Here is a 12,893-nt window from a genome sequence, read left to right as displayed (position 1 = left end):
TAAGCCTCCGCAAGCGGAGGCTTATTGGTATCCGGTGAAGAGCGATTAATCTTTCTTCGCCAGCAGGAACTTAACCAGCGCGATAAACTCTTCAGTGCTCTTGATACCTTCGGTTTTTACCAGGTATTTACCGTTCACGACAGTAGACGGTACGGCACGGATATTCATGCTGCCGGTATTGCGATCATACTGCGCGACCATGCCGGTGACCGCGAAGCTGTCGATGGCACCATCAAAATCCTTGCCATCTACCCCGGCCTGTTCAAACAGTGCGCGCACATCCGCCCGGTTTTGTGGCGGATTACGTTCGGTCTGAATACGCTGAAAGAGTACCGGCGTGACTTTATCTTCGGCTTTCAGCAGGTCAGCGACAGCATAAGCGCGCTGCAGTTCAGGACCCATCTCTTTACCCAGAAATGCAACCGGCGTACGTTTGAAGGCGACATCCGCAGGCAACTGCTTTTTCAGTTCAGCCATGATAGGTTCAAACTGATAGCAGTGCGGGCAATAGTAAGAGAAGAACTCCATCACTTCCGGTTTCGGTGTGTTCGTCTGGCGAATCACCTCATAGTTTACGTTTTCTTTAAATTCCGGTGCTGCCTGTAAAAAAGGCGCAATCAACAGACCAGCTAACAACACAAACATTTTTTTCATATTGGGTTCCGTATCAGGGTGGAGTGATAAAATCATGGTGTTGTGCGCCAAGACTATTCACTCCTTTTCCGTTCGTCAATTCCGATCGAATGATTGTCTTGCTGATTCCGTGCAGGTCTTGCCAGCGACGATCGCTGAGAAAGTAGTGCAGAGGAAAAAACGGACTCAATAGTGTCATTTTTTGTGACCCGCGTCACCAAATTCGGAAGTTGATTTGCAAATTGCAAAAAAATCCCTATATTGGCCTCATCTGAAGCATGTTGTGGTGTTGCAGATAAAATAAAAACCGATACCTCGGTTCATAAGCTGTAGAAAGCAGCGGGATAGATAGTGTGTAATCAGATTGAGCTTGCCTTGGCAAGCTCAAGTCATTTCTGGCAGCCGGAAAAAGTTGTCTTTCTCCATTCCCGCCTTAGTTTACCGCCGGCACCGACTTCGCAAAGGTCAGTAATGAATCCTGCACTTCATCAGCCAGTGCCTGTGCTTCTTCGGTCACGGCTTTACCGGTACGAACCAGGATCTTATGGCTGACACCTGCCGCTTTAGCTGCCTGTAAATCCGCCGCTTTATCTCCCACCATGTAAGAGTTTGCCAAATCAATCGCCAGATCTTTCGCGGCATCCAGCAACATACCGGGTGCCGGCTTACGACAGTCACACGCCTGACGATAAGGTTCTTCACCCTCGGTCGGGTGGTGCGGACAATAATAGATACCATCGAGATCGACATCGTGGTCGGCCAGCGACCAGTCCATCCATTCGGTCAGGTGCATAAATTGCTTTTCACTGAAATAACCCCGGGCGATACCCGACTGATTGGTTACCAGCACCAGGCAATAGCCCTTTTGCTTCAGGATCTGCAATGCCTCAATAGCACCATCAATAAAATGGAAGTCATCCACACAGGATACATAACCTGTGTCCTGATTAATCACGCCGTCCCGATCCAGAAAAACTGCAATTTTTGCCACAATCTGTCCTCATTCATTATGCTGTTGCTTATTGTAGGGGATTTCCGTCCGTTTCGCTTCTGTGTCATCCATCCGGGCCGGATACAATCTGCAAAACCGGCTACAATCGCCCAAAAGAGATCAGGAAAGCCCTATGTCCCACTTGTTTGCTGAACATTATGCGCGTCTGCTGCATCGCGGTGAGCGCCGGCTGTTGTTGCTGACGGGGGAAGAACTTGCCTGTCAGCAACATGCAGAACAACTGTGGCTAAGTGGCGGACTGTGGCTGGGCAACGGCCCGGACAGCGTGATGTCGCAACCGATGCAGCATACGATGTCGTGGCTGGGGCAGGAGTATCCGCTGGTCATTCTGAACGCGTTCTGCGGGCTGTCGCCGGATATGCTGGGTGCGGTGGGTGGCACCGTGCGTGCCGGTGGTCTGCTGGTGTTACTTATGCCGCCACTGGCGGACTGGCCGCAGTTTGCCGATCCGGACTACCGGCGTTATGTGTCTCAGCCGGAAGAGGTGACGCGCTGTTATCCGCATTTTCTGCAACGGCTGCAGCGCTTGCTGACGCAGGATGGTTCAGTCTGGCACTGGGATCTCAGCAGTGGCACGTTACACCATCCGCTGCCGGAACTACCGGCGGCAGAGTGGCAGATTATTCCTGATCGCACCGGTTGTCTCAGTACCGAACAGCATCATGCCCGTGAGGCGGTACTGGCTTGTGCAATGGCCGCCAGACCGTATCCACTGGTGGTGATGGCGGATCGCGGCCGCGGCAAGTCAGCGGCCCTTGGCTTGGCGGCGCAGCAACTGCTGGCGCAGGGTAAACGCATCATCGTCACCGCGCCCTCGCAGCAATCGGCGCGCACCTTACTGCAGCATTCCGGTCAGCATCCGGCGCTGTTTTTTTACAGTCCCGAGGCTTTGCTGGAGCAGGATATCCCGGCCGATCTGCTGCTGATTGACGAAGCCGCTGCCATTCCGGCCGCATTATTGCGCCAACTGCAGCAGCGGTATCAGCGCGTGGTTTATGCAACCACCATTCATGGCTATGAAGGCTCAGGGCATGGTTTTGAATTACGGATGTGCCGCTGGCTGGCCAGCCAGTGGCCGCAATGGCAGCAAGTCACATTAACAGCACCGCTGCGCTGGGCTGCCAGTGATCCGCTGGAACCACTGCTGGCCCGCATTCTGTTACTGGATGCGGATGCCTGCGAACCGCCGGCGCCCACGTCAGCGCTGAAAGCGGAACAGATCACCTCCGCGCAATTATTGCAGGATGAAGACCTGCTGCGGCAGTTATTCGGGCTGCTGATCCTGGCGCATTACCAGACTTCACCGACCGATCTGCGCTTGCTGCTGGATTGTCCGGATATTGAGATCTGGCTGTGGCGCGATGAGGTGGCCATCTATGGGGTCGCCCTGTTAATGCGCGAAGGGCCGATTGATGCCGCACTGGCGGAACAGATCCGGGCCGGACGTCGTCGTCCCCGCGGACAGCTGTTACCGCAAACGCTGCTGGCGCACTGCGGATATCTTGCTGCCGCCGGCTATCGTTATCTGCGCGTGATGCGGATTGCCATCCATCCTGCCTGTCAGCAACAGGGACAGGGCGGGCGCTTCATTGCAGCACTGACGGCGCATTACCTTTTGCATGCCGATTTTCTGGGCTGCTCGTTTGCCGCCACACCGGAATTACTGCATTTCTGGCGTAAACAGGGCTGGCAGGCGGTCAGACTGGGGTTAAGCAAGGACGTTGCTACCGGTTGTCATGCGGCGGTCTTGCTGACGGCGCTGCGGCCGGAATTACAGCCGCAACTCAGCGCATGGCAACAGCAGTTTCAGCAGCACCTGCCGGTCTGGCTGGCGCATATTCTGAATGATTTAGCCGCTGATATTGTTTTGCCGTTATTACAGCCGGCAACGAGTGAGCCGTTAACGGCACAGGAACAACAGGATTTACTGGCGTTTACCGATCATCACCGTTCACCGGATCACAGTTGGCCGGCTGTCACGCGGGCGATGCAGGTGTCTGCCGGGGAATTGGCGCAATTGCCGGCGGCTATGGCGGCACTATTGATACAACGATTCTGGCAGGGAAAGTCGTGGGCGTGGCTGGCAGAGCAGCATCAGTTAGCGGGGCAGAAGGCAGTTGTACAGCAGTTAAGACGAGTGGTAAAAAGACTGCTCTCTCCACCGGGGTGCAGTGGGGAAGAGCAGTAAAAAGAGGCGCAAAATATATGGACTTACTAATTACTTCTGTTTATCAAGGAACGCTTTGGTAGATTCGATCTGGGCTTCTTCGTAAGCCAGACGGGCTTTCAACATTTCCACAAATTTGGCTTTTACTTTTGGATCTTTGATCTCATCCAGCTGAGTCTGCAGCTGTTCAGTATTGTGCATCCGTTTCATGCCGTGGTGACCGCCATCACGGCCCATCATCATTTTACCCTGACGCATCATGCCAGGACCGTTACCATCCGGACCACCGAACGGACATGGTTGTACTACCGGAGTTGTCGGAGCCGCAGCGCTGGCTGCTTCAGTGGCCGCCCAGCCAGCAACTGGCAGACTGGTCATCAGCGCTAAGGTCAGCAGAGCTTGTTTGCGTGTTAACATGATATTTCTCCTATCTCTCATTAATTCGTTTCTGCACTATCATTACAGACCATAAATGTTGCAACGCTGTGCCAGAAACAGGCTATTTTGTAACAGTCTGTGCCAGATTAGCCCGTTGACATAATTTGCCATACATTCCTTACGCAACTTTATATACTGACGTCACGCGCTTTCAAGGAGCCTGCATGAACCAGCCGACCCTGCCCCATATTCTGGTGGTTGATGACCACGCCGATATACGTGATTTGTTGAAACGTTTTCTGGAGCAACATGGCTTCAAGGTCACCTGTGCCCGTGACGGCAAGGAGATGAAGCGTTTGCTGGAAAATGGCCATTTTACCCTGCTGGTGCTCGACCTGATGTTGCCGGGCGAGGATGGTCTGACGTTGTGCCGCGATCTGCGTGCCCGCTCTTCACTGCCGGTGGTGATGCTGACTGCGATGGGTGAGGAGATGGATCGGATTATCGGTCTGGAGATGGGGGCGGATGATTATCTGGCGAAACCGTTTAATCCGCGGGAACTGCTGGCCCGTATTCGCGCTGTGTTGCGGCGAGCCAATCTGATGCCGGATTCGCAGGAAGAACTGCCGGAGCGGTTGCATTTTGATCACTGGCAGCTGGATCTGGCCCGGCGTGAGCTGGTCGACGAGCACGGCGTGGCGATCAGCCTTTCCACGGCGGAATTTGATCTGCTGAAAGTCTTTCTGGAACGGCCGAAGCGGGTACTGAGCCGGGATCAGTTACTGGATATGGCCCGGGGACGTGAAGCGCAGGCATTCGATCGGGCGATTGACACCCTGGTCAGCCGCCTGCGGCGCAAACTGGAAGTGGATCCGAAAAAACCGGAACTGATTAAAACCGTCTGGGGCGGTGGCTATATGTTCAGTGCCGAGGTCCGGCATGACAGTTGAACTGCCATCCTTCTGGCGCCGCTGGTTGCCACAAAGCATTACCGCACAGATTTTATTGCTGGCACTGGCCGGGCTGATCCTGGCACAGGTGCTGGGGCTGCAGATCTATCGTTCCGAACGGGATGAAGCGCTGGGGCTGGTCAACAGCCGCAATGCCATGATCCGTCTCTCCTCGGTGGTGCGTCTGCTCAGCAGCTCGCCGGCCCAGCTGCATGAAGAAATTTTGCGCGCCAGCCGCAGTGAAACGCTGATGATGCGGATTCAGGACGTACCGTTATCCCCCAGCGAACACAATGATCAATATGAAACCATTTTCCGCCATCTGCTGGATTATCCCGGCAATCTCAGTATTCAGATCAGTGCTGAGCGGGTCAGCAATATGCCGCCGCCCACCATGTTCCAGCAAATGCATCAGCAAGTGCGTGATAAGCAGGGGCGGGATGGCAATAACCGGCCGCCACCGTTATGGCAGCGGGATGTACGGATGTATGGCGCGATTGAGCTGGTGGATGGCCGCTGGCTGAATTTCAGTTCACTGGCCGATCGGGAGCCGCCGACCTGGTCACTGCGTTCCCTCCTGAGTTTGTTGCTGGTGGCATTGCTGATCGGTGCCGTATTGTTCGTGTTACTGCGCCGTACCACCCGGCCGCTGAAATTGCTGGCACAACAGGCCGAACAGTTTGGCCGTGGTGATGCCATTCCGCCGTTAAATGAAACCGGCCCGCTGGAAGTGACAGAAACTCTGGCCGCATTTAACCGTATGCAGTTACGCCTCAATCGTTTTGTGCAGGATCGCACCCAGATGCTGGCCGCGATTTCACATGATTTACGTACCCCGCTGACCAGTCTGCGGCTGCGTTGTGAGTTCCTGCCGGAAGGCGATGATCGGGATCGCATGCTGCAGACACTGGCACAGATGGAAAATATGCTGCACGCCACCTTAAGCTTTGCCCGCGATGAACATCATGGCGAAGCCAGCCGGCCGGTGGATCTGGTCAGCTTGCTGCACAGCCTGTGTGATGATTATGAAGACAATGGTCAGCCGGTGATTTGCAATGCCGAAGGCAAACGGGTTTATCAGTGCCGGCCGGAAGTGCTGCGCCGGGTGTTACAGAATTTAATCAACAATGCCCTGAAGTATGCCGGGGATGCCGAAGTCTCGCTGGAAGAGACGCCGGACGCGCTGCTGATCCGGGTCCGTGACCACGGGGAGGGCATTCCGGAAGAACAGCTGGAGAGCGTATTTAAGCCCTTTTACCGGCTGGATACCGCCCGTAACACGGAAGATGGCAGTGTCGGACTGGGACTGGCGATTGCCCGCACACTGATCCATCAGCATGGCGGTGAATTGCGTCTGACGAATGCGCCGGAGGGTGGCCTGCTGGCAGAAATTCAGTTACCGGTCTGAGCCAGCGGGGAAACCTGCTTGGTTTCCCCTGGTTAAATCCGTATAGTCGTCAGGTTTTCCTGACAGGATTAGAAGAGCATGTTTCAAGATAACCCGTTACTGGCGCAGCTCAAGCAGCAGCTTCGCGACAATCTGCCGAAAAAAGAAGGGGTCGTTCGCGCCTCTGACCGTGGCTTCGGCTTTCTGGAAACCGATCACCGGGGTGAAAGCTACTTCATTGCACCACAGCAGATGAAGCGAGTAATGCACGGTGACCGGATTATCGCCGTCATCCGCGCTGAAAATGGTAAAGAACAGGCTGAGCCGGAATCACTGGTCACCCCGTTCCTGACCCGCTTCGTGGCCCGCATTAAAGTGATCAAAGATCGCCTGTTCGTGGTGCCGGACCATCCGGTCATGAAAGACGCGATCAAAGCACGCCCGATGAAAGGACTGGATGAAAAGCAGTTCAAAGAAGGCGATTGGGTCATTGCCAATCTGAAACGTCACGGCATGAGTGATGCCAGTGGCCATTTCGCTGAAATTACCGAATATGTGACGCATAACAACGATCCGGAAGCGCCGTGGTGGGTGGTGTTACGTCGCCATGATCTGCCGCGTTGTGCCCCGGACATTGAGCAGGAATGGCAACTGCGTGAGGAAGGTCTGACCCGTGAAGATCTGACTGCGCTGCCGTTTGTCACTATCGACGGTGAATCGACCCGCGATATGGACGATGCCTTATATGTAGAAAAAACCGCTGACGGCTGGAAAATGCTGGTGGCGATTGCCGATCCGACCGCGTATATCGAGCCGGGTAGTGCGCTGGATCTGGAAGCCGCAAAACGCGCGTTTACCGTCTATCTGCCGGGCCGCAACATTCCGATGATCCCGCGTCACTTGAGTGACGAGCTGTGTTCACTGCATGAAGGTGAAGAGCGTCCGGCACTGTGCTGTGAAATGCTGATCACGGCAGCCGGTGAGCTGTTACCGGAGCCGCGTTTCTTTGCCGCGAATATCCGCTCACAAGGTCGTCTGATTTATGATCAGCTGTCCGACTGGCTGGAAAACGGCAGTGCAGAAGGGTTCGATCCGGCACCAGTCATCGTCGAACAGATCGAACTGTTGCACGCGGCAACCACCGCGCGTCAGACCTGGCGCAAAGAGCACGCCATTCTGTTTAAAGACCGTCCGGACTACGATTTCGAACTGAACGAAGCCGGTGAAGTGGTGGCGATCCACGCCTCATTCCGCCGCAGTGCGAACAAGATCGTGGAAGAATCGATGATTGCCGCCAACCAGTGCGCCGGTGATTTCCTTGCCGCTCAGCCGGGTTATGGCATTTTCAACGTGCATGCCGGTCTGGATGTTGAGAAATTCAAAGGCGTGCAGGAATTACTGCAGCTGCACGAAGCGCCGCTGACTGACGAAACGCTGCTGACGCTGCCGGGCTTCTGCCAGTTGCGTCACTGGCTGGATGCGCAACCAACCAGCTATCTGGACAACCGTATCCGTCGTTTCCAGACCTACTCGCTGATGTCGGCGGAACCGGGCCCGCATTTCGGCTTAGGTTTGAGCCATTACGCGACCTGGACGTCCCCGATCCGTAAATACGGCGACATGATCAACCACCGCATCCTGAAGGCGATTATCAGCCAGCAGGAAGTGCCAGTGCGTGCCGATGCCGCGCTGACCGATGCGTTGAGTCTGTCACGTCGTAGCAACCGCATGGCGGAGCGCGATATCGGCGACTGGTTATATGCCCGCTTCCTGTTACCGGCCGTGGCTTCACAGCAGGTATTTGATGCGGAAATCATGGATGTGATGCGCAGTGGTCTGAAAGTGCGTCTGCTGGAAAATGGTGCCGTGTGCTTCATTCCGGGCAGCCTGATCCTGAAAGACCGCAAGCGTTTCGTCTGCAACCATGACGAAGGCCGGGCTTATCTTGATGGTGAAATTCACTACGAGTTAGGTCAGACCATTCAGGTGAAATTGCAGGATGCGATCGAAGCAACCCGCACGCTGGTGGCGATCCCAACCGAGTTGCCGTCTGCGGCAGCACCGGTCACGAAGGAAGTGCTGGCAGAATCCGAGCATGAACTGATGGACGAACTGCTGACGGAACCGGAAGAAACGGCACCGGAAGAAGATGAAGCGTAAGGCTGGCACAGCGTAACGTGGAAATCAGCAAAGGAGGCTCAGGCCTCCTTTCTTTTGGCCTCGATTTCGGCTTTTTTCTTCTGCGCGGCTTCATAGATGGCACCACGCAGCTCAATCATGCGAAAGAACCCAAACAGCAGGAGCTCGATATAATCACGGGCTGTCAGCTTGATCATATCTTTGGCGACCAGCGTCATGATGGCAGCCTGAATGGCATGTACCATCAGCACCAGCACGGCAAACACCGGGATCAGCGTATGAATTTTGCCTTCCAGCGGATGAATAAAGGTGAAATAAACACTACCCAGCCAGAACCCCATCACGATCAGTTTGGCTAACAACAAAAATAACCATTTCATGCAGACGGACTCTCCCGCAAATACAGCTGGTAACAAACCTGACCAGCCTGTTTGTCTTTTAATAATTGCCAGTTCGGCGGTATGACCGGTGGCTCACCGTCATTTTCCCGTTCCAGATAAATCACCGCTCTTGCTGCCAGCCAACCCTGCTGTTCCAGTAACGGGATCACCTGCGGCAGCAGATTCTTACGGAACGGCGGGTCCAGAAACACCAGTTCAAACGGTTCGCTACAGCCAGCCTGCAATACCTGCAGTGCATCACGGCAGATCACCTGCGCCTGAGAACACTGTAACGTCTGCAGATTCAGCTGCAACTGACGGGCGGCCTTCGGTTCCTTCTCGATCATCATGACATAACTGGCATAACGGGATAGTGCTTCAAATCCCAAACTGCCACTTCCGGCGAAGACATCCAGACAACGGCTGGCACGAACTTCCGCTGCTAACCAGTTGAACAGTGTCTCTTTTACCCGATCGGTGGTCGGCCGCAGCCCGTCAACATCATGGACCGGTAATTTACGTCCGCGCCACTGACCGCTGATCAGCCGGATCATACCGGCCCGGCCGGCGGAAGGAGTAGAACGGGGAGAGGAAGTTTTGCTGCGTGCCATGGGGTTTCTTCATCAAAAGCAGGAAAAGGTGGTAGTATGACGCCCAGTTTATGTACCGTCATCACTATCGAAGGCGGCATTCTAGCAGTCTATGCAGCAAGTGAGTAATCGTTAATGGCAAAAGGACTTTTCTCCTGGTTCAGCCGGGGATCAAAAGACAAAGCAGTTCCGGAAGACACCGCGAAAACAACACCGGAAGCCGACGTATCCGCACAGCAGCCAGCGGAAGCATCCTCGTCTGCCGTCACTGAACAGCCAGCGCAGGCACCTGCAACTGAGGTCGTAGAGCCGGTTGCTGAAGTGTCACCGTCAACTGAGCCGGAAACAGTCATCACCGCACCGGTCGTCACAGAGGTTGAACCGTCTGTTGCCGAAGCTGAAATGGTGATCGCGGAAGAGCCTGAACCTGAAGTGGTATCTGTGGCAGAAGAAATACCTGCTGCAGAGCCTGAACTGATCGCTGAACATCAGGAAGAAACACAGGAAAAGCCAAAACGGACCAGCCTGTTTGGCCGTCTGGTGAAAGGCCTGATGCGGACCCGTGAATCGATCGGTGCCGGCTTCATGGCGCTGTTTCGCGGCAAAAAACTCGATGATGACCTGTTCGATGAGCTGGAAACCCAGCTGCTGACCGCCGATCTGGGGGTGGAAACCACCCAGCGCATTATGCAGGGTCTGATCAAGCAGGCGAAATTCCATCAGTTAAAAGATGCCGAAGCATTATATGACCTGCTGAAGCAGGAAATGGCCGCCATTCTGCAGCCGGTCAGCCAGCCGCTGCAGATCGACAGCAGCAAAACCCCGTATGTCATTCTGATGATCGGTGTGAATGGTGTGGGTAAAACCACCACCATCGGTAAGCTGGCCAAACATTTCCAGGCGCAGGGCAAATCGGTGATGCTGGCGGCGGGTGATACCTTCCGTGCCGCCGCCGTCGAACAGCTGCAGGTCTGGGGTCAGCGCAACCATATTCCGGTGATTGCCCAGCATACCGGTGCCGACTCCGCATCAGTCATTTTCGATGCCATTCAGGCCGCCAAATCGCGCAACATCGATATCCTGATTGCGGATACGGCGGGTCGTCTGCAGAACAAAGGTCATCTGATGGAAGAGCTGAAGAAGATCGTCCGGGTGATGAAAAAGCTGGATGACAGCGCGCCGCATGAAGTGATGCTGACGCTGGATGCCAGTACCGGTCAGAACGCGATCAGTCAGGCGAAACTGTTCGGTGAAGCGGTCGGTGTGAACGGGATTACCCTGACCAAACTGGACGGCACTGCCAAAGGCGGGGTGATTTTCGCCATCGCGAACCAGTTCGGTATTCCAATCCGTTATATCGGTGTCGGTGAAGCGATAGAAGATCTGCGCCCGTTCGAAGCCAATGATTTTATCGAAGCGCTGTTCAGCGGAGAACAACACTAAACCATGATCCAGTTTGACCATGTCAGTAAGGTGTACAGTGGTGGTCACATGGCGCTGCAGAAGGTCAGTTTTCAGCTGCGTTCCGGCGAAATGGCCTTTCTGACCGGACATTCCGGGGCCGGGAAAAGTACCTTACTGAAACTCATCAGTGTCCAGGAGCGGCCTTCCGATGGCCGCATTCTGTTCAACCGCCGCGACCTGTCTGAAATCACCAAGGCCGAAGTGCCGTTTATCCGTCGTCAGATCGGCATGATTTTTCAGGATCACCGTCTGCTGCTCGATCGTTCCGTATTCGATAATGTCGCGCTGCCGTTGCAGATTGCCGGTGCCTCGCCACTGGAGATCCAGAAGCGGGTCATGGCGGCGCTGGACAAGGTCCGTCTGCACAACAAAGCGCAGCATCTGCCGATGATGCTCTCCGGCGGGGAACAGCAACGGGTCGGTATTGCCCGCGCGATCGTGAATATGCCGCCCTTACTGCTGGCGGATGAACCGACCGGCAATCTCGATGCGGCACTGGCGCATGAAATCATGCAGCTGTTCCGTGAACTGAATGCGCTGGGCGTGGCGGTACTGATCGCCAGTCATGACCAGAAGCTGATTGAGGATAGTGGTCAGCGCAAGCTGGTGTTGCAGCAGGGGCGGTTAGTCGAAGATACCTTGAGGGTAGACCATGGCGCGTAAATCAACTTCACATGTGCAGCCAGCGCCGGGACAGGGCAGTCGTTTCTTTCTCTGGCTGTTTCTCCATCTGCAGCAATTTCGGCAGACGATGCACGAAATCTGGCATACCCCGCTGACCTCCTTGATGACGATTGGTGTTATTGGCGTCAGTCTGGCGCTACCGGCGGCACTGATGGTCATTCTGAAAAATGCCGAAAGTGTCACTGCTCAATGGCAGAACGGCACCCAGATCACGCTCTATCTGCAGAAAGGCATCAGCGAGCCGGAGATTCAGGCATTGCAGGATCGCATCCGGCAGAATGGCCAGGTGGAATCGGTACGCTATATCTCGCCGGAACAGGGGATGAGCGAGTTCAAGGCACTGTCCGGTTTCTCCGAAGCACAGGCCTATCTTTCGGATAACCCGCTGCCGCCGGTGCTGGAGGTGACACCCCGTCAGGCCTTTCACACCCCGCAGGAAAGTGAGCAGTTACTGCAAAGCCTGAAGCAGGAAAGTGCCGTTCAGCAGGCCAAGCTGGATATCCAGTGGGTCACCCGGCTGAACGGGATTATTGCGCTGGCGCGTCAGCTGGTGCATGTGTTTGGCGGTTTTCTGGTGATCGGTTTGTTACTCACCGTGGCGAACACGCTGCGGTTGTATATCTTCAGCCGTCGCAGCGAAATCGAAGTGATGAAACTGGTAGGGGCGACGGATGGCTTTATTCAGCGTCCGTTCCTTTATCTGGGGTTCTGGTATGGCGCCGTGGGCGGACTGGTCGCCTGGTGGTTATCAGAGGTCTTGCTGTTACTGAGCGAACAGGCAGTGACCTATCTGGCTGAACTCTATGACAGCAGTTTCCGCCTGGTTGGCTTAGGCTCCGCAGATGGCGGTTTGCTGATCCTGCTCGGGGTTTCCCTCAGCATGGGGGCGGCCTGGTTTTCGGTGCATAAGCACCTGAGCGAAATCGAACCGCACTAATTTTAAAATTTATCGAAAATTATGCGAACTTTTGCACAACCCTGCTGTCTGATTATTTGAGGGTTAATTCTGTTGGGAAAGTCATCTTTCTCTTTTGGCTTGGTGATGATGTATTTTTGATACTTGGTATATCGGAAACATGCTCAGATTTCGGGGAGTCTTTAGGTCTCCC

General features: G+C 54.8%; 11 protein-coding genes and 1 pseudogene. 7 read left to right on the top strand and 5 right to left on the bottom strand.

Going from position 1 to position 12,893, the window contains the following annotated elements; translation table 11 throughout:
- Window positions 1-45: 45 nt before the first annotated feature.
- Window positions 46-654, bottom strand: a complete 609-nt coding sequence (locus TOLA_RS15515) for a thiol:disulfide interchange protein DsbA/DsbL (protein ID WP_015880060.1) — start codon at window positions 652-654, stop codon at window positions 46-48.
- Between the two features lie 412 nt (window positions 655-1,066).
- The gene (gene gmhB, locus TOLA_RS15510; RefSeq protein ID WP_015880059.1) at window positions 1,067-1,624 is read right to left on the bottom strand and encodes a D-glycero-beta-D-manno-heptose 1,7-bisphosphate 7-phosphatase; all 558 of its coding nucleotides are present in this window, start codon (window positions 1,622-1,624) and stop codon (window positions 1,067-1,069) included.
- Window positions 1,625-1,757: 133 nt separating this feature from the next.
- Between gmhB and TOLA_RS15505 the strand changes: the two genes are divergently transcribed.
- Window positions 1,758-3,833 carry a tRNA(Met) cytidine acetyltransferase TmcA gene (locus TOLA_RS15505; RefSeq protein WP_015880058.1) on the top strand — a complete coding sequence of 692 codons (2,076 nt, stop codon included), beginning with the start codon at window positions 1,758-1,760 and terminating at the stop codon, window positions 3,831-3,833.
- 30 nt (window positions 3,834-3,863) lie between these two features.
- On the opposite strand, the gene TOLA_RS15500 is transcribed toward TOLA_RS15505, so the two are convergent.
- Window positions 3,864-4,229: a hypothetical protein gene (locus TOLA_RS15500; RefSeq protein WP_015880057.1), complete on the bottom strand. Its 366-nt coding sequence runs from the start codon at window positions 4,227-4,229 to the stop codon at window positions 3,864-3,866.
- 185 nt (window positions 4,230-4,414) lie between these two features.
- Here TOLA_RS15500 and TOLA_RS15495 point away from each other — a divergent pair, with 185 nt between their 5' ends.
- The 3 genes from TOLA_RS15495 (at window position 4,415) to TOLA_RS15485 (ending at window position 8,687) form a co-directional block, all read left to right on the top strand.
- Window positions 4,415-5,140: a response regulator gene (locus TOLA_RS15495; protein ID WP_015880056.1), complete on the top strand. Its 726-nt coding sequence runs from the start codon at window positions 4,415-4,417 to the stop codon at window positions 5,138-5,140.
- The gene (locus TOLA_RS15490) at window positions 5,130-6,548 is read left to right on the top strand and encodes an ATP-binding protein (protein ID WP_015880055.1); all 1,419 of its coding nucleotides are present in this window, start codon (window positions 5,130-5,132) and stop codon (window positions 6,546-6,548) included. The genes TOLA_RS15495 and TOLA_RS15490 overlap by 11 nt, the downstream gene beginning before the upstream one ends.
- Window positions 6,549-6,626: 78 nt before the next feature.
- Window positions 6,627-8,687 carry an exoribonuclease II gene (locus TOLA_RS15485; RefSeq protein ID WP_015880054.1) on the top strand — a complete coding sequence of 687 codons (2,061 nt, stop codon included), beginning with the start codon at window positions 6,627-6,629 and terminating at the stop codon, window positions 8,685-8,687.
- A 38-nt stretch (window positions 8,688-8,725) separates the two neighbouring features.
- On the opposite strand, the gene TOLA_RS15480 is transcribed toward TOLA_RS15485, so the two are convergent.
- Window positions 8,726-9,046 carry a DUF1145 domain-containing protein gene (locus TOLA_RS15480; RefSeq protein WP_015880053.1) on the bottom strand — a complete coding sequence of 107 codons (321 nt, stop codon included), beginning with the start codon at window positions 9,044-9,046 and terminating at the stop codon, window positions 8,726-8,728.
- A complete protein-coding gene (gene rsmD, locus TOLA_RS15475; protein ID WP_015880052.1) occupies window positions 9,043-9,657 on the bottom strand; it encodes a 16S rRNA (guanine(966)-N(2))-methyltransferase RsmD in 615 nt (204 codons plus the stop codon). Before rsmD ends, TOLA_RS15480 begins: the two co-directional genes overlap by 4 nt.
- A gap of 477 nt (window positions 9,658-10,134) precedes the next feature.
- Here rsmD and ftsY point away from each other — a divergent pair.
- From ftsY to ftsX, 3 genes and pseudogenes are all read left to right on the top strand, one after another.
- Window positions 10,135-11,079 (top strand): annotated as a pseudogene (gene ftsY, locus TOLA_RS15470) (signal recognition particle-docking protein FtsY); the annotation flags it as partial.
- A gap of 3 nt (window positions 11,080-11,082) precedes the next feature.
- Window positions 11,083-11,763, top strand: coding sequence for a cell division ATP-binding protein FtsE (gene ftsE / locus TOLA_RS15465; RefSeq protein WP_015880050.1), 681 nt, complete (start codon window positions 11,083-11,085; stop codon window positions 11,761-11,763).
- Window positions 11,753-12,721 (top strand): permease-like cell division protein FtsX, encoded by a 969-nt coding sequence (gene ftsX / locus TOLA_RS15460; protein ID WP_015880049.1) that lies wholly within the window; start codon window positions 11,753-11,755, stop codon window positions 12,719-12,721. Before ftsE ends, ftsX begins: the two co-directional genes overlap by 11 nt.
- Window positions 12,722-12,893: the final 172 nt, after the last annotated feature.

Source organism: Tolumonas auensis DSM 9187 (assembly GCF_000023065.1).
In the GTDB taxonomy this organism is placed as follows: Bacteria; Pseudomonadota; Gammaproteobacteria; order Enterobacterales; family Aeromonadaceae; genus Tolumonas; species Tolumonas auensis.
Note: the sequence above shows the minus strand (reverse complement) of the source record. Positions and strands in the feature narration are given on the sequence as shown.

Coding starts and splice junctions, on each gene's coding strand:
- TOLA_RS15515 (WP_015880060.1), bottom strand. CDS start 654: ATGAAAAAAATGTTTGTGTTGTTAGCTGGTCTGTTGATTGCGCCTTTT.
- TOLA_RS15505 (WP_015880058.1), top strand. CDS start 1,758: ATGTCCCACTTGTTTGCTGAACATTATGCGCGTCTGCTGCATCGCGGT.
- TOLA_RS15500 (WP_015880057.1), bottom strand. CDS start 4,229: ATGTTAACACGCAAACAAGCTCTGCTGACCTTAGCGCTGATGACCAGT.
- TOLA_RS15495 (WP_015880056.1), top strand. CDS start 4,415: ATGAACCAGCCGACCCTGCCCCATATTCTGGTGGTTGATGACCACGCC.
- TOLA_RS15490 (WP_015880055.1), top strand. CDS start 5,130: ATGACAGTTGAACTGCCATCCTTCTGGCGCCGCTGGTTGCCACAAAGC.
- TOLA_RS15485 (WP_015880054.1), top strand. CDS start 6,627: ATGTTTCAAGATAACCCGTTACTGGCGCAGCTCAAGCAGCAGCTTCGC.
- TOLA_RS15480 (WP_015880053.1), bottom strand. CDS start 9,046: ATGAAATGGTTATTTTTGTTGTTAGCCAAACTGATCGTGATGGGGTTC.
- rsmD (WP_015880052.1), bottom strand. CDS start 9,657: ATGGCACGCAGCAAAACTTCCTCTCCCCGTTCTACTCCTTCCGCCGGC.
- ftsE (WP_015880050.1), top strand. CDS start 11,083: ATGATCCAGTTTGACCATGTCAGTAAGGTGTACAGTGGTGGTCACATG.
- ftsX (WP_015880049.1), top strand. CDS start 11,753: ATGGCGCGTAAATCAACTTCACATGTGCAGCCAGCGCCGGGACAGGGC.